The organism is Vibrio sp. 10N (assembly GCF_036245475.1).
Taxonomy (GTDB): domain Bacteria; phylum Pseudomonadota; class Gammaproteobacteria; order Enterobacterales; family Vibrionaceae; genus Vibrio.
Window position 1 is genome coordinate 1,614,548 of record NZ_BTPM01000002.1, and the last position, 24,082, is coordinate 1,638,629.

A 24,082-nucleotide genomic window follows, 5' to 3' on the forward strand; every position below is an offset into this window, starting at 1 on the left:
TTGTTCGAGGAGTTTGCCATGAGTATTGCTGCGTTGTTGGGCCTAGTAGATTTATCGGGGACATTAGTTCTTGATTCTAATGGCAAAATTGTTTTGTTACCTGAAGGCGTGGAGATGCGACCTGGTGATATTGAACTGTCGCCGGACAATTTGGTGCCCGATGCTGAGCTGCGTCAGACTTTATTTGCTCAAACTAACTCTCTGTCAACAAATGGTGAGCGGGATAGCATTGGGGATTCTGGGGGCGACCAAGACGCCGATGCCATTATTGCTCAAATTGAAGCTGGCGCCGATCCAACTCAGAATGTAGACCAAGCTGCAGCAGCAGGCAGCTCATTGAGTTCTAGTATTTCTGATGCCGCTACTGTCGAAGCCATTAGTCCAGAAATCCTTGCCGCGACCTTTTTCGAAACGCTCGGGCTCGATAGACAAGATCTCACCCAGACGCAAATTAACGCGTTGGCTGATTTCGTCACCAATAGAGCCCCTGTTACCATCTTTGAAGCGCGAAGCTACAACGAAGAATCACAAGACAGTGAACTTGGACTCTCCTTTCCAACAGATGCCGATGGTGATGCGTTGGTTGTGACGGTCACTGAGCTGCCTAAATTGGGACAAGTGACGCTTGCAGATGGGACGCCAATTAGCCTAGGTCAAACACTGACTCAAGCAGAGTTTGAGAACCTACAATTTGATGCGCCCCAAGAGTATACCCTTGGTGAGGATGCCGGACAGTTTACCTATAGCGCTGATGACGGTAAGGGGCAACCGGACTCGGTTCAAGCCGGCGGTGTGATACTTGAGATTAATCCGATCAACGATATTCCTGTTATTGATGAAGTGGGGCAAGGCACCTTAGTCGAGAGCGGTAATCTCGACGACGGCCAAGTGTTCGAAGGTGTAAGTACGGCTTCCGGTAGCATAAGTGCATCTGATAACGATACGGATGCAGTGCTGACCTATGGTGTAGAAAACGATACCAATGAATACGGTCAGCTTAGTGTCGATCCTGAAACCGGAGATTGGATATTCACCTTAGATAACAATTCCTCTGCGACACAAAGCCTAAAAGAAGGTGACTCAATAAACACCACGTTTGAGGTGACCGTCACCGACGACAAAGGGGCAGTCACTACCGAAACATTAACGCTTACCATCAATGGTACCAACGATTTACCGACATTCGATGCAGGTGGCGATGCTGCTGGCACTGTGACTGAACAGGGCGATGGTATCGGTCGCGACAATCTAGCTTCGGGTATTTTATCCGTCACCGATGTCGACGCGGGTGCGACTCTGATCTTTGAAATTGAGTCTGAGCAAAATGACTTTGGTTCTTTCTCTGTGGATGACAATGGACGGTGGCAGTTTGAGCTCGACAATGACGCTTCGGTTACACAGGCCTTAAGCGAAGGTGAGACGAGAACACTGAACTACACGGTTTCCGTTACCGATGAGTTCGGTGCGCGCAGTGAGCAGGTTGTCGCGATTACGGTAATCGGTACAAATGATACTCCAGAAATAGTTGATGGAAGAGGATCCAGCGGTGCCGTTAATGAGGCAGGTAATCGTGATGATGGCACATTGTTCCCAGGTAAGGTGTTTGATTTCGGTATCATACGAGCTTCGGACAGTGACGGAACGCTAAGCTTTACCACAACGGATAAGAGTGATTATGGTGAATTCACAATAAACGAATTGACTGGTGAATGGCGTTTCAACTTAGACAATTATGCAGCGATTACTCAGTCGCTAAAAGAAGGAGAGACGGTTGAGGCTGTGTTTAATGTCAAAGTGGCGGATGAATCCGGCGCTTTCGTCATGCAACCGGTTACCATTGAGATCTTTGGTGCCAATGACCAACCTATCATTTCCTCATCAAGCGACTTAGCCGGCACCGTTATTGAGTCTGGAGACAATACTGAAGGCACGTCACTCGCGTCCGGAACTCTTGTCGGTGAAGATGTTGATGACGACACCACTTTCACCTTTTTCGTAGAAGATGGGGCAAGTGACTACGGCCAGTTAGTGATGAAGCCAAATGGTGAATGGACGTTTGAGATCGATAATGATGCAGCGGCCACTCAGGCTTTGAATGCTGGAGATTCCGTAGATGTTACCTTCCCAGTGACCATCAGAGATGAATTTGGTGCCATCAACACAGAGGTGTTGACGATTACGGTAGTCGGTACCAATGACTTACCACAGATCGTCAGTGGCTCCTCCTCCACACTGACTGAAGATGTAGACACTGATGCTCTTGGCTACTTAGTGGCAACCGATACATTGGTCATCAGTGATCCAGACGCGGGTGAGGAGACGTTTAATCCCGGAACCGCAACACCAGTAGGCTCAACGCTCGGCTCTCTTAACATCGCGGCCGATGGCACTTGGACGTACTCAGTAGATAATTCACTAGAGGCCGTGCAGTCTCTGGATGTTGGCGATAAGTTGGTTGAAGAATTTATCGTGATCTCTGCTGATGGCACTGAGCACACCATCGCCGTCACTATCAATGGTACTGAAGATGAAACCATCATCACCGGTCCAACGACAGATACAGTGAAAGAAGACACCGACGTGGATGCCGGCCTTCTGGTTGCAGGCGATAATCTCGCATTGACTATTACTGATAACGATGCAGGCGAAAACAAATTTAGCACCACAGTCACCAGTGTCGCAAACGACAGCGGCCAGCTTCCGCTTGGCACGTTAACCATCACCGAAGATGGTGACTGGTCTTATCAAGTGTCTAATGCCCTTCAAGAGATCCAATCTCTGGGCGATGGTGATACCCGCGTTGAGCGCTTTACCGTTACCTCTATCGATGGTTCAAAAATCGAAACCATCGAGGTAACGATTCAAGGTACTAACGATGTTCCTGTGATTGCAGGTGATGCTTTAGGCAGTGTAACCGAAGACTTCGAAGTACAAACTGGCGACCTTCTTAAAGATAACGGCCAACTGACTATTTCGGATGTGGATGCTGGTGAAGCCAAGTTCCAAACCATTGTTACTCCAATTGGCACTGTCTTAAGCTCACTTACTATCACCGAAGCAGGTGCATGGAGCTATGAAGTCGATAACACTAACCCAATCATCCAAGGTTTGGGTGAAGGTGACTCGCTGACCGAGACGTTCCAGGTCTTGAGTGAAGACAGCACCCCACAAAACATCGTCATCACTATTAATGGTGTTAATGATGTACCGACCATTGTGTCGGGCGACTCTGTTCTTGCTCAAGAAGACGTCGCGGTGGATGGCGATGGCAATATCGTCGCGACCAATACCCTAGTGATTTCCGATGAGGATGCTGGCGAGGAAGTGTTTAATGCAGGCACTGCTAATCCAGTTGGCACAACACTTGGCACCTTAACCATCGATGCGGCAGGTGTCTGGACTTACAAAGTCGATAATTCTCTACCGCAAATCCAAGCGCTGGATGTCGGCACTAGCCTGACAGAATCTTTCACAGTGACTTCTGCCGATGGCACCGAGCATCAAATTGACGTTACGGTTAACGGCACTGAAGATCCAACCATTATCAGTAACTATCAGCCCGGCGCGGTGACTGAAGATACGGCGGGAATCTTGACTGACTCAGGTAGTTTATCCATTGCTGACCTTGACGCGGGTGAAGCCCTGTTCAACACCACGGTGACCAAACTCAACAATGGCGACGGTCAATCGCCACTGGGCAATCTCACCATTGACGCCAATGGCAATTGGACCTACACGGTCGATAACTCTCTCACTGGCGTGCAAGAGCTAGGTGATGGTGAGACTCGCGATGAAGTGTTCCAAGTCAGCTCGATTGATGGCTCAGTCAGTCAAACTATCGTGGTGACTATTACCGGTGTGAATGGCGCGCCGTCAATAGTCAGCGGCGAATCGGGAGCCGTGACAGAAGATGTTGCTGTCACACCAAGCGACACTTTGGTGGCTACGGATAAGCTGGTCATCACCGATGAAGATGCCGGTGAAAACGTCTTTAACGCAGGCACAGCGACGCCAGTTGGCACAACGCTGGGCTCGCTCACCATCACTGCCGATGGTACTTGGACATACACACTAGATAACACCCTCACCGCGGTGCAAGCACTGGATGCTGGTGACAAAGTCATTGAGGAGTTCACAGTGACGTCTGCGGATGGCACCGAGCACACCATCGCCGTCACCGTAAACGGCACCGAAGATGAAACCATCATCACCGGCCCAACGACAGATACGGTGAAAGAAGACACCGACGTGGATGCCGGTCTTCTAGTTGCGGGCGATAACCTGTCGCTCACCATTACGGATAATGATGCAGGCGAGAACAAGTTCAGCACCACTGTTACCAGTGTCGTTAATGATAACGGCAAGCTTCCGCTTGGTACGTTAACCATCACTGAAGATGGCGACTGGTCTTATCAAGTGTCCAATGCCCTTCAAGAGATCCAATCTCTCGGCGATGGTGACACTCGCGTTGAGCGTTTTACTGTCACCTCTATCGATGGTTCAAAAACCGAAACCATTGAAGTAACGATTCAAGGCACCAACGATGTTCCAGTGATTGCAGGTGATGCTTTAGGCACTGTCACTGAAGACTTCGAAGTACAAACAGGCGACCTACTTAAAGACAACGGTCAACTGACTATCTCTGATGTGGATACAGGTGAAGCCAAGTTCCAAACCATTGTTACTCCAATTGGCTCTGTCTTAGGCTCACTTACTATCAACGAGTCTGGCGCGTGGAGCTATGAAGTCGATAACACTGACCCCACCATCCAAGGCTTGGGTGAAGGTGATTCACTGACCGAAACATTCCAGGTCTTGAGTGAAGACGGCACCCCGCAAAACATCGTCATCACTATTAATGGTGTTAATGATGTACCGACCATTGTCTCGGGCGATTCTGTTCTCGCTCAAGAAGACGTCGCGGTGGATGGCGATGGCAACATTGTCGCGACCAATACCTTAGTGATTTCCGATGAGGATACTGGTGAGGAAGTGTTTAATGCAGGCACTGCTAATCCAGTTGGCACAACACTTGGCACCTTAACCATCGATGCGGCAGGTGTTTGGACTTACAAGGTCGATAACTCGCTACCTGAAATCCAAGCCCTTGATGTGGGCACGAGCTTAACTGAGTCGTTCACGGTGACATCCGCCGATGGCACCGAGCATCAAATTGATGTCACGGTTAACGGTACTGAAGATCCAACCATTATTAGTAATTACCAGCCTGGCGCGGTGACTGAAGATACGGCGGGTATCTTGACTGACTCAGGTAGCTTATCCATTGCCGACCCTGATGCGGGTGAAGCCCTATTCAACACCACTGTTACCAAGCTTCACAATGGTGATGGCCAGTGGCCATTGGGCAATCTCACCATCGATGCCAATGGTAACTGGACCTACACGGTCGACAACTCGTTAACTGGCGTGCAAGAGCTAGGCGATGGCGAGACGCGCGATGAAGTGTTCCAAGTCAGCTCAATTGATGGCTCCGAGAGTCAAACCATCGTGGTGACTATTACTGGCGTGAATGGTGCTCCTTCTATCGTTAGCGGTGAATCGGGAGCCGTGACAGAAGATGTTGCTGTGACTCCAAGCGATACCTTGGTTGCCACCGACAAACTAGTCATCACCGATGAAGATGCCGGTGAAAACGTCTTTAACGCAGGCACAGCGACGCCAGTTGGTACCACGCTGGGCTCGCTCACTATTACGGCCGATGGTACTTGGACATACACTCTAGATAACACTCTCACCGCAGTGCAAGCACTGGATGATGGCGACAAAGTCATTGAAGAGTTCACGGTGACGTCTGCTGACGGCACTGAGCACATCATCGTCGTCACCATTAATGGCACCGAAGATGAAACCATCATCACCGGGCCAACGACAGACACGGTCAAAGAAGACACCGACGTGGATGCCGGTCTTCTGGTTGCGGGCGATAATCTCGCGCTTACCATTACTGATAATGATGCTGGAGAGAACAAGTTCAGCACCACGGTCACCAGTGTCGCAAACGACAGCGGTCAGCTACCGCTTGGCTCGTTAACCATCACCGAAGATGGCGACTGGTCTTATCAAGTTTCCAACGCCCTTCAAGAGATTCAATCTCTGGGCGATGGTGATACCCGCGTTGAGCGCTTTACCGTTACCTCTATCGATGGTTCAAAAACCGAAACTATTGAAGTAACGATTCAAGGTACTAACGATGCTCCTGTGATTGCCGGTGATGTGCTTGGTCTCGTGATTGAAGATACCAATGTCCAGAGCGGTGATCTTCTAAAAGACAACGGTCAGCTCACCATCTCCGATGTGGACACTGGCGAAGCCAAGTTCCAAACCGTTGTTACTCCAATTGGCTCGGTATTAGGCTCACTTACTATCACCGAAGCAGGTGCGTGGAGCTATGAAGTTGATAACACCAACCTAACCATCCAAGGCTTAGGTGAAGGCGACTCACTGACCGAAACGTTCCAGGTCTTGAGTAAAGACGGTACGCCGCAAAGCATCGTCATTACTATTAATGGTGTTAACGGTGTACCCACTATCATATCGGGCGATTCCGCTATTGCTCAAGAAGACGTCGCGGTGGATGGTGATGGCAATATCGTCGCCACCAATACCTTGGTGATTTCCGATGAGGATGCTGGCGAGGAAGTGTTTAATGCGGGTGCCGCCACTCCAGTTGGCGCAACACTTGGCACCTTAACCATCGATGCGGCAGGTGTTTGGACTTACAAGGTCGATAACTCCCTACCTGAAATCCAAGCCCTTGATGTAGGCACGAGCTTAACTGAGTCTTTCACAGTGACATCCGCCGATGGCACCGAGCATCAAATTGACGTTACGGTTAACGGCACTGAAGATCCAACCATCATCAGTAACTATCAGCCTGGCGCGGTGACGGAAGATACGGCGGGTATCCTCTCTGACTCAGGTAGCTTATCCATTGCCGACCCTGATGCGGGTGAAGCCTTGTTCAACACCACAGTTACCAAGCTCAACAATGGTGATGGTCAATCGCCATTGGGTAATCTAACCATTGATGCTAATGGTAACTGGACCTACACCGTCGACAACTCACTCACTGGCGTGCAAGAGCTGGGCGACGGTGAGACTCGCGATGAAGTGTTCCAAGTCAGCTCAATTGATGGCTCCGAGAGTCAAACCATCGTGGTGACCATTACTGGCGTGAATGGTGCTCCTTCTATCGTTAGCGGTGAATCAGGAGTTGTAACTGAGGATGCAGGCGTCACACCTAGCGATACGTTAGTGGCCACTGACAAACTAGTCATCACCGATGAAGACGCCGGTGAAATGGTATTCAACGCAGGCACCGCCACACCGGTAGGCACCACACTTGGCACGTTGACTATTGCTGCCGATGGCACTTGGACCTACACGCTCGACAACACACTCACCGCGGTGCAAGCGCTAGACGTTGGCGACAAAGTGATTGAGGAGTTCACGGTGACGTCTGCTGATGGCACCGAGCACACCATTGCCGTCACCGTTAATGGCACCGAAGATGAAACCATCATCACCGGGCCAACGACAGACACGGTCAAAGAAGACACCGACGTGGATGCCGGTCTTCTGGTTGCGGGCGATAATCTCGCGCTTACCATTACTGATAATGATGCTGGAGAGAACAAGTTCAGCACCACGGTCACCAGTGTCGCAAACGACAGCGGTCAGCTACCGCTTGGCTCGTTAACCATCACCGAAGATGGCGACTGGTCTTATCAAGTCTCAAACGCACTTCAGGAGATCCAATCTCTAGGTGATGGCGATACTCGCGTTGAGCGATTTACTGTGACTTCTATCGATGGTTCAAAAACCGAAACCATCGAAGTGACCATCCAGGGTACCAACGACTTGCCGCTCATTGGCGGTAACGCGGTGGGCAGTGTCACCGAAGACTTCGAAGTTCAAACTGGCGACCTTCTTAAAGATAACGGACAGCTCACTATTTCTGATGTCGACACTGGCGAAGCCAAGTTCCAAACCGTTGTTACTCCAATTGGCTCAGTATTCGGCGTACTTACCATCACTGAAACCGGTGCCTGGAGCTATGAAGTCGATAACACCAACCCAACCATCCAAGGCTTGGGTGAAGGTGACTCACTCACCGAGACCTTTCAGGTCTTGAGTGAAGACGGTACCCCGCAAAACATCGTCATCACTATCAATGGTGTTAATGATGTGCCGACCATTGTGTCGGGCGACTCTGTTCTTGCTCAAGAAGACGTCGCGGTGGATGGCGATGGCAATATCGTCGCGACTAATACTCTAGTGATTTCCGATGAGGATACTGGCGAGGAAGTGTTTAATGCAGGCACCGCAACGCCAGTCGGCACAACACTTGGCACCTTAACCATAGATGCAGCTGGCGTCTGGACTTACAAGGTCGATAACTCCCTACCTGAAATCCAAGCCCTTGATGTAGGCACGAGCTTAACTGAGTCTTTCACAGTGACATCTGCCGATGGCACCGAGCATCAAATCGATGTCATGGTTAACGGTACTGAAGATCCAACCATTATCAGTAACTATCAGCCAGGCGCGGTCACAGAAGATACGGCGGGTATCCTCAGCGACTCAGGCAGTCTCACGATTACTGACCTTGATGCGGGTGAAGCGCTGTTCAATACCACGGTCACCAAACTCAACAATGGTGATGGCCAATCACCGTTGGGCAACCTCACCATTGACGCCAATGGTAACTGGACCTACACCGTCGATAATTCTCTCACTGGCGTGCAAGAGCTAGGTGATGGTGAGACTCGCGATGAAGTGTTCCAAGTCAGCTCAATTGATGGCTCAGTCAGTCAAACCATCGTGGTGACGATTACAGGTGTCGATGGCGCACCGTCTATTGTGAGCGGTGAATCGGGAGCCGTGACAGAAGATGTTGCTGTCACACCAAGCGACACTTTGGTGGCTACGGATAAGCTGGTCATCATCGATGAAGATGCCGGTGAAAACGTCTTTAACGCAGGCGCTGCGACGCCAGTTGGTACCACGCTGGGCTCGCTCACTATTACGGCCGATGGTACTTGGACCTACACACTAGATAACACGCTCACCGCGGTGCAAGCGCTAGACGTTGGCGACAAAGTTATTGAAGAGTTTACGGTGACGTCAGCGGACGGCACCGAGCACACCATCGCCGTCACCGTTAATGGCACCGAAGATGAAACCATCATCACCGGTCCAACGACAGATACAGTGAAAGAAGACACCGACGTGGATGCCGGACTTCTGGTTGCGGGCGATAATCTCGCGCTTACCATTACTGATAACGATGCAGGCGAGAACAAATTTAGCACCACAGTCACCAGTGTCGCAAACGACAATGGTCAGCTTCCACTTGGCACGTTAACCATCACCGAAGATGGTGACTGGTCCTATCAAGTGTCCAATGACCTTCAAGAGATCCAATCTCTCGGCGATGGTGATACTCGCGTTGAGCGTTTTGCTGTCACCTCTATCGATGGTTCAAAAACTGAGACCATCGAAGTGACGGTTCAAGGTGCTAACGACGTCCCAGTGATTGCAGGTGATGCTTTAGGCAGTGTCACCGAAGACTTCGAAGTTCAAACTGGCGACCTTCTTAAAGATAACGGACAGCTCACTATTTCTGATGTCGACACTGGCGAAGCCAAGTTCCAAACCGTTGTTACTCCAATTGGCTCAGTATTCGGCGTACTTACCATCACTGAAACCGGTGCGTGGAGCTATGAAGTCGATAACACCAACCCAATCATCCAAGGCTTGGGTGAAGGTGACTCACTCACCGAGACCTTTCAGGTCTTGAGTGAAGACGGTACCCCGCAAAACATCGTCATCACTATCAATGGTGTTAATGATGTGCCGACCATTGTGTCGGGCGACTCTGTTCTTGCTCAAGAAGATGTCGCGGTGGATGGTGATGGTAATATCGTCGCGACTAATACCCTAGTGATTTCCGATGAGGATGCTGGCGAAGAAGTATTTAATGCGGGTGCCGCCACTCCAGTTGGCACAACACTTGGCACCTTAACCATCGATGCGGCGGGTGTTTGGACTTACAAGGTCGATAACTCCCTACCTGAAATCCAAGCCCTTGATGTAGGCACGAGCTTAACTGAGTCTTTCACAGTGACATCTGCCGATGGCACCGAGCATCAAATCGATGTCATGGTTAACGGTACTGAAGATCCAACCATTATCAGTAACTATCAGCCAGGCGCGGTCACAGAAGATACGGCGGGTATCCTCAGCGACTCAGGCAGTCTAACGATTACTGACCTTGATGCGGGTGAAGCGCTGTTCAATACCACGGTCACCAAACTCAACAATGGTGATGGCCAATCACCGTTGGGCAACCTCACCATTGACGCCAATGGTAACTGGACCTACACCGTCGATAATTCTCTCACTGGCGTGCAAGAGCTAGGTGATGGTGAGACTCGCGATGAAGTGTTCCAAGTCAGCTCAATTGATGGCTCAGTCAGTCAAACCATCGTGGTGACGATTACAGGTGTCGATGGCGCACCGTCTATTGTGAGCGGTGAATCGGGAGCCGTGACAGAAGATGTTGCTGTCACACCAAGCGACACTTTGGTGGCTACGGATAAGCTGGTCATCATCGATGAAGATGCCGGTGAAAACGTCTTTAACGCAGGCGCTGCGACGCCAGTTGGTACCACGCTGGGCTCGCTCACTATTACGGCCGATGGTACTTGGACCTACACACTAGATAACACGCTCACCGCGGTGCAAGCGCTAGACGTTGGCGACAAAGTTATTGAAGAGTTTACGGTGACGTCAGCGGACGGCACCGAGCACACCATCGCCGTCACCGTTAATGGCACCGAAGATGAAACCATCATCACCGGTCCAACGACAGATACAGTGAAAGAAGACACCGACGTGGATGCCGGACTTCTGGTTGCGGGCGATAATCTCGCGCTTACCATTACTGATAACGATGCAGGCGAGAACAAATTTAGCACCACAGTCACCAGTGTCGCAAACGACAATGGTCAGCTTCCACTTGGCACGTTAACCATCACCGAAGATGGTGACTGGTCCTATCAAGTGTCCAATGACCTTCAAGAGATCCAATCTCTCGGCGATGGTGATACTCGCGTTGAGCGTTTTGCTGTCACCTCTATCGATGGTTCAAAAACTGAGACCATCGAAGTGACGGTTCAAGGTGCTAACGACGTCCCAGTGATTGCAGGTGATGCTTTAGGCAGTGTCACCGAAGACTTCGAAGTTCAAACTGGCGACCTTCTTAAAGATAACGGACAGCTCACTATTTCTGATGTCGACACTGGCGAAGCCAAGTTCCAAACCGTTGTTACTCCAATTGGCTCAGTATTCGGCGTACTTACCATCACTGAAACCGGTGCGTGGAGCTATGAAGTCGATAACACCAACCCAATCATCCAAGGCTTGGGTGAAGGTGACTCACTCACCGAGACCTTTCAGGTCTTGAGTGAAGACGGTACCCCGCAAAACATCGTCATCACTATCAATGGTGTTAATGATGTGCCGACCATTGTGTCGGGCGACTCTGTTCTTGCTCAAGAAGATGTCGCGGTGGATGGTGATGGTAATATCGTCGCCACCAATACCTTAGTGATTTCCGATGAGGATGCTGGCGAAGAAGTATTTAATGCGGGTGCCGCCACTCCAGTTGGCACAACACTTGGCACCTTAACCATCGATGCGGCGGGTGTTTGGACTTACAAGGTCGATAACTCCCTACCTGAAATCCAAGCCCTTGATGTAGGCACGAGCTTAACTGAGTCTTTCACAGTGACATCCGCCGATGGCACCGAGCATCAAATCGATGTCATGGTTAACGGTACTGAAGATCCAACCATTATCAGTAACTATCAGCCAGGCGCGGTCACAGAAGATACGGCGGGTATCCTCAGCGACTCAGGCAGTCTAACGATTACTGACCTTGATGCGGGTGAAGCGCTGTTCAATACCACGGTCACCAAACTCAACAATGGTGATGGCCAATCACCGTTGGGCAACCTCACCATTGACGCCAATGGTAACTGGACCTACACCGTCGATAATTCTCTCACTGGCGTGCAAGAGCTAGGTGATGGTGAGACTCGCGATGAAGTGTTCCAAGTCAGCTCAATTGATGGCTCAGTCAGTCAAACCATCGTGGTGACGATTACAGGTGTCGATGGCGCACCGTCTATTGTGAGCGGTGAATCGGGAGCCGTGACAGAAGATGTTGCTGTCACACCAAGCGACACTTTGGTGGCTACGGATAAGCTGGTCATCATCGATGAAGATGCCGGTGAAAACGTCTTTAACGCAGGCGCTGCGACGCCAGTTGGTACCACGCTGGGCTCGCTCACTATTACGGCCGATGGTACTTGGACCTACACACTAGATAACACGCTCACCGCGGTGCAAGCGCTAGACGTTGGCGACAAAGTTATTGAAGAGTTTACGGTGACGTCAGCGGACGGCACCGAGCACACCATCGCCGTCACCGTTAATGGCACCGAAGATGAAACCATCATCACCGGGCCAACGGCAGACACGGTCAAAGAAGACACCGACGTGGATGCCGGTCTCTTGGTTGCGGGTGATAATCTCGCGCTTACCATTACTGATAATGATGCTGACGAGAACAAGTTCAGCACCACGGTCACCAGTGTCGCAAACGACAGCGGTCAGCTACCGCTTGGCTCGTTAACCATCACCGAAGATGGTGACTGGTCCTATCAAGTGTCCAATGCCCTGCAAGAGATCCAATCTCTCGGTGACGGTGATAGTCGAGTCGAGCGTTTTACCGTTACCTCTATCGATGGCTCAAAAACCGAAACCATTGAAGTGACGATTCAAGGCACCAACGATGTTCCTGTGATTGCCGGTGATGCGCTTGGTCTCGTGATTGAAGATACCAATGTCCAGAGCGGTGATCTTCTAAAAGACAACGGTCAGCTTACCATCTCCGATGTGGACACTGGCGAAGCCAAATTCCAAACTACGGTTACGCCAATTACGGTCGGCGGAATTACGCCTGTCGGTACTCTAACGATTACCGCTACTGGTGCATGGAGCTATGAAGTTGACAATACTGCTACTGAAGTACAGCAGCTCGGTGCTGGGGATACAAGAACGGAAACCTTCCAAGTCTTTAGTGACGATGGGACGCCACATAACGTGGTGGTCACGATCAATGGCACTAATGATGCACCTCAGATCGGCGGTCTGTCGTATGCAGAGCTAACGGAAGATCAAGCAACACAAATAGATGCGAACGGCGACTTGAATTTCACATCGCAAGCGACCATCAGTGATGTCGATCTTGGCGAAGGCGCTTTTGTTCCTGGTACTTTGGCCGCCGCTGCCGGAAACTTCTCCGACGGTGCGTTAAGCATAGATGCGGCCGGTAACTGGACTTACACAATTCCAAATAGTAGCGCCAACGTACAAGGGTTAGCTGCGGGGGAGCGTGCAACACAAACCTTCACCGTTGAAACCGACAACAACACCACGCACACCATTACTGTTGATATCGTCGGTGTTAATGACGACTCAGTGTTGATAAGCGACCCATCTCAATCTTTGGGCAGCGTGACGGAGGACGATACCCTAGTCACACTTTCAGATAGCGGCGTATTGCAGTTGTCCGATGTGGATGGTGCCAATGAAGAGGTGTTCAATACCAATCCGAATACGTTTACATCAACCAGTACCGTTGAAGGAGCTGGTGCGAATCAGGCTCTTGGTTCGCTGACCATTACCGCCGACGGAGCTTGGAGCTACCAAATCCCGAATGCCGATGTTGAGTATTTAGGGCAAGGTGAAACCGCAACAGAGACATTTACGGTTCTCTCGGAAGATGGCACCCCACATACGATAACGGTGACCATTAATGGCACCAATGATTTGCCTGTCATTGCCGGCACCAGCGAAATCGATGGAACTTTGATTGAGTCTGGACATCAGGATACAGGGGATGTGGTCACAGGTACGCCTATTATTGAAGGTCAGATTATTGCTACTGATGTAGACCTTCCCGATAACGACGTCCTAGATTACAGCGTTGCCAATGCCACGAATCCATACGGTACGGCGTCGATTGATCAAAACGGTGTCTGGAAATTTGAGCTCGACAACGGTGCCGATGCGACGCAAGCGCTAGAAGAAAATGAGACGGCAACCGTGACCTTCGATGTGGTGGTGACCGATGATCAGAATGCGACTTCAACTCAGCAAGTGACCATTACGATTCAGGGTACTAATGACAAGCCGTATTTGACCTCTGGAGGCGTATTTACCGACTCAGTGAAAGAATCTGGATTTAATGAGTCAGGGGATCAACTGGCGGAAGGTCAAATCAATGCAGACGATTATGATCTCGCGGATAATGCGCAGTTGAGCTATGCCTTTGATTCTAATGACAGCACAGCAACCAGTGTTGAAAATCAATACGGTACCTTTACCATCAATAGCGATGGGTCTTGGTCGTTTGAATTGGATAACACAAAACCTGCCACCCAAGCGTTAAGAGCTGGCGAATCGACAACGGTAGACATTGATGCCTTTATTATTGATGACCGAGATGCTTACATTAGCCAAACGCTAACGGTGACGATCAACGGTACCAATGATCAGCCAACCATATCCGGCACCAACACCGGTGATGTGGTTGAGGACAGAAACGTCACCAAAGAAAATGGAGTGCGTTACATCACCAGTGAAGGGTCACTTCGTGTCGATGACGTCGATACTGGAGAGAGCATCTTCAACACTACCGTTGAACCCGTAGGTTCGCCACTCGGCACCTTAACGATTGATGCCCTTGGCGACTGGGACTATCAGGTGAACACACGCGAGCGTGCAATCCAACGTCTGGGTGTGGATGAAACCATGGAAGAATCCTTCCGCGTTTACTCTGTTGATGGCACGTCCTTTGAAACCATCACTATCACTATTACTGGTACCAATGATCGCCCAAGGATCCGTGGTAATAGCTCAGACTCAATCACTGAGAATATTGAAGGGGATGACAGCGAAGTTAAAGCAACCGGAGATCTCAACCCGAGAGATGCTGATGCGACAGATGTACATACCTGGTCGGTCGTTGGCAGCTCAGACGGACAATATGGCTCATTCTCAATCAATGCCTCAACCGGTACTTGGGAGTACATTCTCGATAACGACAAAGCCGATTCGTTGCAAAAAGATGAGCTCGTCACCGAAACCTTTACGGTTCTTGTCGACGATGGCAACGGTGGTACACGTACCAAAGACGTCAAGATTAATATCACTGGTACCAATGATGCATTGGAAGTGACGGGCGATGATAGCGCGACAGTCGTTGAAGACCTTAACATTACCGAAGATGGCGTCATTGACGTTAGCGATCTCGATACTAAAGACAGATTTGAGTTTGAAGTACCAGAACCAGTCGGGATGCTGGGTGATTTAACTATTGATGAAAATGGTAAATGGACTTATACCCTCGATCCTGACCGCGCTAACCATCTAGAGGAGAGTGTGACCTACCCTGCCGGTTCAGAATTTGGTGAGAAGATATTCAAAGTTAATGTTACCGATGGCACGGCAACCAAAGTATTCGAAGTCAGCATTGATGTTATTGGTACTAATGATGCACCAGACATTGATGGTGTGCGAACTGGCGTACTGTATGAAGTGAATGGGTATGGCCAAACCGTGGGCGCTGATTTAGGCGCGAACGATCCAGACCTAAATGAAACCGAAGCATGGCAGATTAACGACACCAATGCGGGCGTGGGTACTTACGGTACCTTGACCCTTAACCCAACGACCGGCGAATGGGAGTATACGCTGGGCGTGAGTGATGGCCAGAAAGCTTCTGTAGATGCCCTTGCTCACGACAGTGTTGTCACTGAAACATTCTCAGTCACTGTGACGGATAAATACAACGCGGTGAGCACCAAAACCATCACTATTACTGTTAACGGCGACAACGATCGTCCAGTCATTGGGGGCACGTTAAGCGGTGAAGTGACGGAAGATGTTCATCCTGATGATAACCCTGCCAACCCAATCACCACATCGGGTACGCTGACGGATGGCGATGTCGATATTGGTGATGACCACACTTGGTCAATCAACTCAACGAAAGGTCAGTACGGTAATATCTCCATCGATCTGCAAACTGGTGAGTGGGTGTATACCCTCAACAATAACAACCCTACCGTTCAGGGGTTGAAAGGTGTTGATAGTGAGACGCTAACCGACACCTTCACCGTTACTGTGAAAGATGATTCGGGTCAAAGCGATAACACCGCAACCCAAACGATCACGGTGACGATTAAAGGCACCAATGACGTGCCGGATGTCAAAGGTGACACCTCTGGCAGCGTGATTGAAGCAATGAACGCGCGTTCAAGTGCCACTGGCGCGCTTACGGTCAGCGACATCGATACTACGGACTCTCATACTTGGACCGTCGAGAACGAAGATCAGGCGACAGGTCAAGCAAGCGGCACCTACGGCTACATGTCGGTAGACGACAATGGTCGATGGACGTATCAACTGCAAAGTGACTGGGATGCAACCCGAGAGATCCCACCCGGTGAAAGCCGTGTCGACAGCTTCGAAATTATTATCACTGACGAAGGCGGTTTGACTGACACCATCACCGTCAACGTCACCATTGCCGGTACCAACACCGATCCAGAAATCTCGGTGCAGCCGAGTTACACCGTGATTGAAGATGGCGCCAACTTAACTGGCACCATTATCGCAGGTGTGCCCACTCAAGATCAGCTTGATAATAACGTGATTGGCGGTGGTGACCCTGATCTCAATGAAGTAGTGACTTGGAATGTTATCGATGCGGGTCAATATGGCACATTTAGTATTGATGAAGTGAGCGGAACTTGGCAGTACGTGCTTAACAACAACGCGTTGGCGGTTGACTCTCTCGATAAAGGTGATGCGTTAGATGACACTGTTCGAGTTCGAGTGTTGGATAAGTATGGCCATGAATCGATACAAGATATCACTATCAATATTGTTGGTGAAAATGATGCGCCGAACATCTGTGGTGCTCAGACCCGCACTATTTTGGAAGATGAGATAGAAGCTGGCAATTACGTGAAGTCAGGGTTGCTCAACCCTGGCGATGTCGATGCAGACGATAGTCATCAGTGGGAGATCAGTGACGCTAACAATGGTCGTGGCGATTACGGCACACTGACAATTGCTTCCAACGGCCGCTGGACCTTTACCTACGATCAGCCAAGCAAACTTTCGGAAATTAAAGCCCTTAAACCGGGTGAAGTTGTTACTGATACCTTCGAAGTGACGGTGACCGATAGCCATGGAGCCGCTTCGACTGAGCTCGTCACTATTCGTATTGAAGGGCAGAATGATGCACCGACAGTAACAGGTGAAGTGACGGGACGCTTCATAGAAGATAACGATACGCCGGATGATCCCTCTGATGACAACACGGTGGTTTCAGGTCAAGCGATTCTTAATGACGTCGACAATGATGACTTCGCAGAATTTGTTATCGATGCTGGTCAGACGCACAACGTTTATACTGGCTTGCGTGGTGATTTGTCGATAGATAAAGATGGTCATTGGCAGTTCACGCCAAAAAATGACGTGTTGCAGTCACTCGCTGAAGGGGAGCTGCAAACTGAAGTCTTTACTGTCATAGCGAAAGACCAAAATGGCGCCACTATCACCCAAGATATTACCATTACGATCGAAGGACGTAATGACGTGCCTGTTATTTCTGGGGAATCGACAGGAACGGTGGTTGAAGATGGTACCGTCGATGTTTTTGGTGTCGATCTAACGCGTACCGAAGGGCAGCTTATTGCTACCGATATCGACAATAACAGTTCGATTAGTGCTTGGTCGATTGAGGCCACAGGAGTGGGGAGCTACGGCACACTAACACTCAATAATGATGGTAAGTGGACATACGTTATCGATAATACGCTAACGGCAACGCAAGGGTTAGCTGCTGGTCAAACAGTCCAAGAAACGTTTTACGTTGTTGCAACTGACAACGATGGCGGAGTTTCTAATCGACAGCAAATCGTGATTGATGTTGTTGGACAAGCGGAACTGGAGCCAGGTAAGACTCACAATGGAAATGGTAACGGCAATGGCAATGGCAATGGCCATATTCACCCACATATCATTGATACCCAAACGACAGACGTAAAAGAGGACGTCAATCTCACAGGTGATGGGCAGGCGCTGCCAAATGGCTATACCGAAATAATTGCTGAGTCTGGTGGTGTTTATGGTTCTCTCATCGAGGACCCGAATAATCCAGGACATTGGATTTATCAGTTAGACAATAACTCAGTTTTGACTCAAGGGTTAGATGAAGGCCAAACCGCTACTGAGGTTTGGCGTATCGTGGTGCCAAGAGACATTCCTGGCAACAGTCCAAACCGACCCGATCAGGTAGATGACTATGTTGAAGTCACAGTCACTATTCAAGGGACAGCTGACAAACCAGAGATCACCTATCATACAGACACCACGGTACCTCAGAATGATACGATTCTACTGGGAGAGGCTCGAGAAGATGTTACCGATTCAATTTCCGGCCTGCTGAGTGTTGAGGATGCGGATCTTGGTGACACTCATCTATGGGCAGTTGAGAATACTCAGGGCAATTATGGCACTTTGACCGTCGATCCAGATACAGGTGAATGGACGTTTGTTCTCGACCCTTCCATCGAGCTACCTGCGGAACGAGAGGTGTTCGACACTTTCTTTGTCACTGCTACCGATACAGACCCAAATGAAGATGCGGCTACTGCCTCTGATCGCAGAGAGGTCAAAATTAAAATAATCGGTTCTGCCGAGGATGTCATTGGCCAAAACAAGATTGTCGTTGAAACTTTTAATGCCGACGAAGATAACGCGGACCCAACGCAAACGGGTACAGGTTCGGCGAGCATCGTTATCACATCGGATGATGTTGGTGGACCTCTTCAGCTCGATCCTAGCATTGGGTTAGGTGACCAAATAACGTGGACACTGATTGATGGCAGCGGTACTTATGGCGACATCCAAGTTAGTCAGGATGGAAGTTGGGTATTTACGTTAGATAATGATAACTCAGTCGTTCAATCGCTGCAGCAGGGTGAGACACGTCAGGATGTATTCGAAGTTTATGCGGTAGACCAATACGGAAAAACGATCGTTGACCAAAACGGGCTTCCTGAAACTTTGGAGATTGTCGTTAACGTTCATGGTCAAAATGATGCACCAACGCTGCAAGCGGATGTGGAACAAACTATCGTAGCAGATGATGCCGACCAAACTATTTCTGGTCAGCTCAATGTTAATGATGTGGATACACAGGATAATGGTTTGCATACTTGGTCGGCAGTGCCAAGCGGTGACGTTAAGAGTGAATACGGTACGCTGACATTCAATAATGACGGCTCTTGGAGTTACCAAATTGACCCGACTAATCCTGCGATTGTCGCGTTAAACCCTAATGAATCGATTCCTCAGACATGGACGGTAACCGTAACCGATCCAAACGGAGAGACTGCCACCCAAACACTGACCATCAATATTCATGGCGACAATCAAGCACCGACTCTGGTGACTCAAGATGGTGCCGTGATTGAAGATGACATCAATGGTGCAGGCACGGTTTCGGTGACTGAGAGTATTGTGCTTGATGATGCCGATGCCAATGATAGCGTGACATTGAACGCCGCTGATCTCAACGGTACTTATGGTCACTTTGTCGTCGACCCTGCGACCAACACCTGGACGTATGAGCTTTATAATAATGAGCCGCACGTTCAAGCATTGGGAGAAGGGGTGAGTGTTGTAGAGTCCTTTACGGTGCGCGCGACTGATAGTTTTGGTGCGGAAGTGACGCAGACTGTTGAAGTCACCGTGACAGGCACGAATGACAGACCGAGTGTGTCCGGTACGGCCACAGGTTCAGTCAGTGATAGCCTTGGTAGCACTGCCAGCGGCAAAGTGACGGTAGCGGATGTTGATATTGGCGATGACCATACCTTTGAGGTCAAACAAGATACTAATTTAGGGACATTTACCATTGATAGCACCGGCCAGTGGCAGTTTGTGATCGATGAAACGAATCCAGAAATTAATGCGCTCGCCAAAGGTCAAACTAAGACCATTCAAGTCAGCGTCATCGCCACGGATGACTCGGGAGTGAGTGCAACGGAAGAGTCCAATGAACACCTAATTACTATCACGATTGTGGGTACTAACGATGTCCCACAAATTGTTGATATCGCCCAGCAAATGGCAACAGAAAACACCAATACTCAGCTTTCTGGTGTCTTTGATGACGGTGATGTGGATACGGTGAATATTGCCGACGATCATTTGTGGGAAGTGGTGTCGGGTGATTCGAGAGGTGATCTTGTTGTCGACCCAACAACCGGTGCGTGGACCTTCGACCTGACTGGCGATTTCGAATACTTATCAGAAGGCGAGCAATTGCCTGCACCTCTCAGTTATGAGGTTAAAGTGACTGACGAGCACGGTGCGTCCGATACCATTACGGTGGAATTCCAAGTCACCGGTACTAACGATGCACCAACGGTGGTTGCCGCTGATACCGTCGCGACAGGCACCGTATTTGAAGATCCAACGGGGGCTGAGTCAGGTACAGCAACGGGTGAAGTGAAAATTGCCGATGTCGATCAAAGTGATACGCATAGCTATAGCCTGAGCGGTACCGGTATGGTGACCGAAATTGTCGGCACTTACGGTACGTTAAAGCTCATCGATGGCGATACCGACGATACGGTGAAGTGGGAGTACGTGATCGATCAGGCTAAAGTGGATTCGCTTAACGATGGCCCAGTCAATGAGAGCTTTGATTTATATATTGAGAGCTTAGTTGGCGGCGTTGCACAAGGTGATGCGATCACCCAATCGATTGATGTTACTGTCCAAGGTCGTAATGATGCTGCCATTGTTAGCCCAGACTCTCAGACTTTGGATGAAACCAATGCGGCACTGACATTGTCAGGCAACCTAGATGCGACCGATGTTGATAACCCTGACGATACCTTTACGGTGCAAACAGATGTTCAAGGCACCTATGGTAAATTCAGCGTGCAAACAGATGGTCAGTGGACATTCGTTGCAGACGAAGCGTACGACTCGCTTAACGTAGGACAAAGTGTTTCTGAAACATTCCAAGTGACCACCATCGATGGCACGCCAACGTCAGTGACGGTGAAAATCGAAGGTACCAATGATGCTGCGCAGGTCAGTGTAGGCTCCGTGGTAACGGATGAAACCGATGCCGCTCTTACTATCAGCGATACCTTAACCGCAACCGATGTCGATAACCCAGACAATAGCTTTACGCCTTCAAGTAGCGTGGGTACTTACGGCAACTTCTCCATCGACGCCAATGGGGTATGGACGTTTGTTGCGAATGGCACCTTCGATAACTTGAATGTGGGTGAGAACGTTAAAGAGACCTTTGATGTCACCTCGGTTGATGGTACACCGTCCATGGTAACGGTACAGATCAACGGTACCAATGATGCGGCGACAATAAGCGCTGCTACCCAAGAGTTAACAGAGACTGATAGCATTCTAACGGCTGGTGGCACGTTAACCTCGGTTGATCCAGATAACCCAGATAACAGCTTTATCGCTCAAAGCAGTACGGTTGGCACTTTAGGTACCTTCACGCTGAGCACATCAGGCGTTTGGACGTTCGAAGCGAACAGCACCTTCGACAACCTTGCTGACGGCGAGCGCGTTGAAGAGGTGTTTGATGTGTTCTCAATTGACGGTACCCAATCGCAAGTGACTATCGGTATTACGGGTAGCAACGACGCTGCAACGGTTGATTCTGCGGATGTCAGTCTGCAAGAGAGCGACATTGCATTGACGACAGGCGGCACATTGACCGCAACGGACGTCGATAACCCAGACAATACGTTCATCGCACAGAGCAACGTGGCTGGTACCAATGGTACTTTCTCGATTGATGCCAACGGTGTGTGGAGCTATACCGCCAATCAAGCCTTTGATGGCCTCAATAGTGGCGAATCTGTCTCCGATACCTTTATCGTTAAGTCGGCGGATGGTACTGAGTCAAGTGTCAAAGTGACCATTAATGGCACCAATGATGCTGCGACAATCAGTGCTGTCGACCGAGTGATCGCTGAAACCGATGCTGCGCTCAGTACCGGTGGTACATTAACGTCGACCGATCCAGATAACCAAGATAACAAGTTCTTGGCGCAAACCAATATAGCGGGCTCTCATGGCGTATTTAGCATCGATGAGGATGGTGTGTGGAGCTACGATGCTAACGAGGCATTCGATAGTCTCAATGGGGGTGACTCACTGGTTGATTCGTTCAATGTACAGTCGATTGATGGCACGGTATCGACGGTGAAAGTGACCATTCAAGGGACTAACGATGCCGCTGTCGTCAGCTCTGCTGATGTCACCTTGGTTGAATCGGATGCGGTATTGTCAACAGGTGGCGTGCTTACTGCGACCGACGTAGACAATACCAACAACCAATTTATCGACCAGACGGATACTCAGGGTACATACGGCCGCTTCTCAATCGATGTGAATGGTAACTGGACGTTCACCGCCAACGATGCGCTTAACTCGCTCGCCGATGGGGTGATTGCGGTGGATACCTTCAACGTGAAATCAATCGATGGCACTGCCTCGACGGTTACGGTAAGAATTCAGGGGACGAACGATGCTCCTGTGATTGGTGGTACTGCATCTGCTGGCGTTCAGGAAGGCGTGACCGACTCCGCCACAGGAACCGTTACGGCCTTGGATGCGGACAGCACAGTTACCCGCTCTTTGCGTGGTGGTACTTTGGTGGGGGATGTTTATACCGCAACAGGTGTATACGGTACCTTGACCTTTAACATCGCCACCGGTATCTGGGCGTATGTGTTGATTGCTGGAAACAGTAATGCGCTCGCCGCAGGCGATACCGAGACTGATAGCTTTATTATCGATGTGACCGATGGCCTGACATCGCTTGAGCAACCCATCACCATTACGGTGACCGGTAATCAAGGACTGCATGGTGACAGCGCGCTAGATGACATCTTAGTTGCCACGTCAGACGACGAATGGATGTTTGGTAATACTATTCCTGCTGGTGGCGGTATCAGCAGCGATAATGACTCGCAAGATACGTTCCGCTGGGAAACCGCGAACCTCGCCGGTACAGACATCATCAAAGATTTTGATGTACGTGACTTCACGACCAGTGATCCAAACATTAAGCACGATGTCGTCGATTTAACGGCTGTCGCATTTAAAGATGATCAGTTGCTCACCGATCAGCTTAGCGTTTCCGAGCAAAGTGGCAATACGGTGTTTGAGATTTCTGACAATGGTGTCGTGGTGCAATCCATCGTCCTTGAAGGCATTGCACTGCATACTCTGCTTGGGGTAACGCCAAGCGAGCTCGGTGATTTCACCCCAACCGAAGTATTGGTCGCCTTGTACCAATCTGAGCAACTGACACTGCCCGATCAAATCAAGATAGGCACTGATTCAGCAACGACGGAAACAATCGTTGGTACTGATGAAAGTGACATCCTATTTGGTGGCGGTGGCAATGATATCCTCACCGGTGGTGATGGACATGATTTGTTCTTGTTCACGGAAGATGCCGCGGGCACCACGATAGATCCTGCCGAGCAAACGGTAACGGATTTTAGTGTTGGCAGCGATATTTTAGACATTTCTGATCTGTTACCCGCGCACGATAACATCGGTGACTTGCTCGGTAATATCAGCGTATCGGTGACAGACGACCCAGCAGATGCGACAGACAACGCGACAACGGTAATTAGCGTCACCAACAATGGCGAGCAAACAGACATTACCCTAGAAGGCGTGGGTTGGAATGAGCTTGGGATCTCGGATGCCAGCGTGATCAATGATCCGGGCAATCACCAAACAGAGCTACTCAATCAACTTGATACCATGAATGTGATTAAGATTGATCCGTAGTCGATGTGACGGGGACGCAAATAGAAAAAGGGCTGTGTCGATGACACAGCCC

1 protein-coding gene is annotated in these 24,082 nt (G+C 49.9%); it reads left to right on the plus strand.

The annotated features are described in order from the left end of the window. Positions 1–18: 18 nt before the first annotated feature. Complete coding sequence (locus tag AAA946_RS23230) at positions 19–24,030, plus strand: VCBS domain-containing protein (protein WP_338167105.1); 24,012 nt, start codon at positions 19–21, stop codon at positions 24,028–24,030. Positions 24,031–24,082 lie beyond the last annotated feature (52 nt).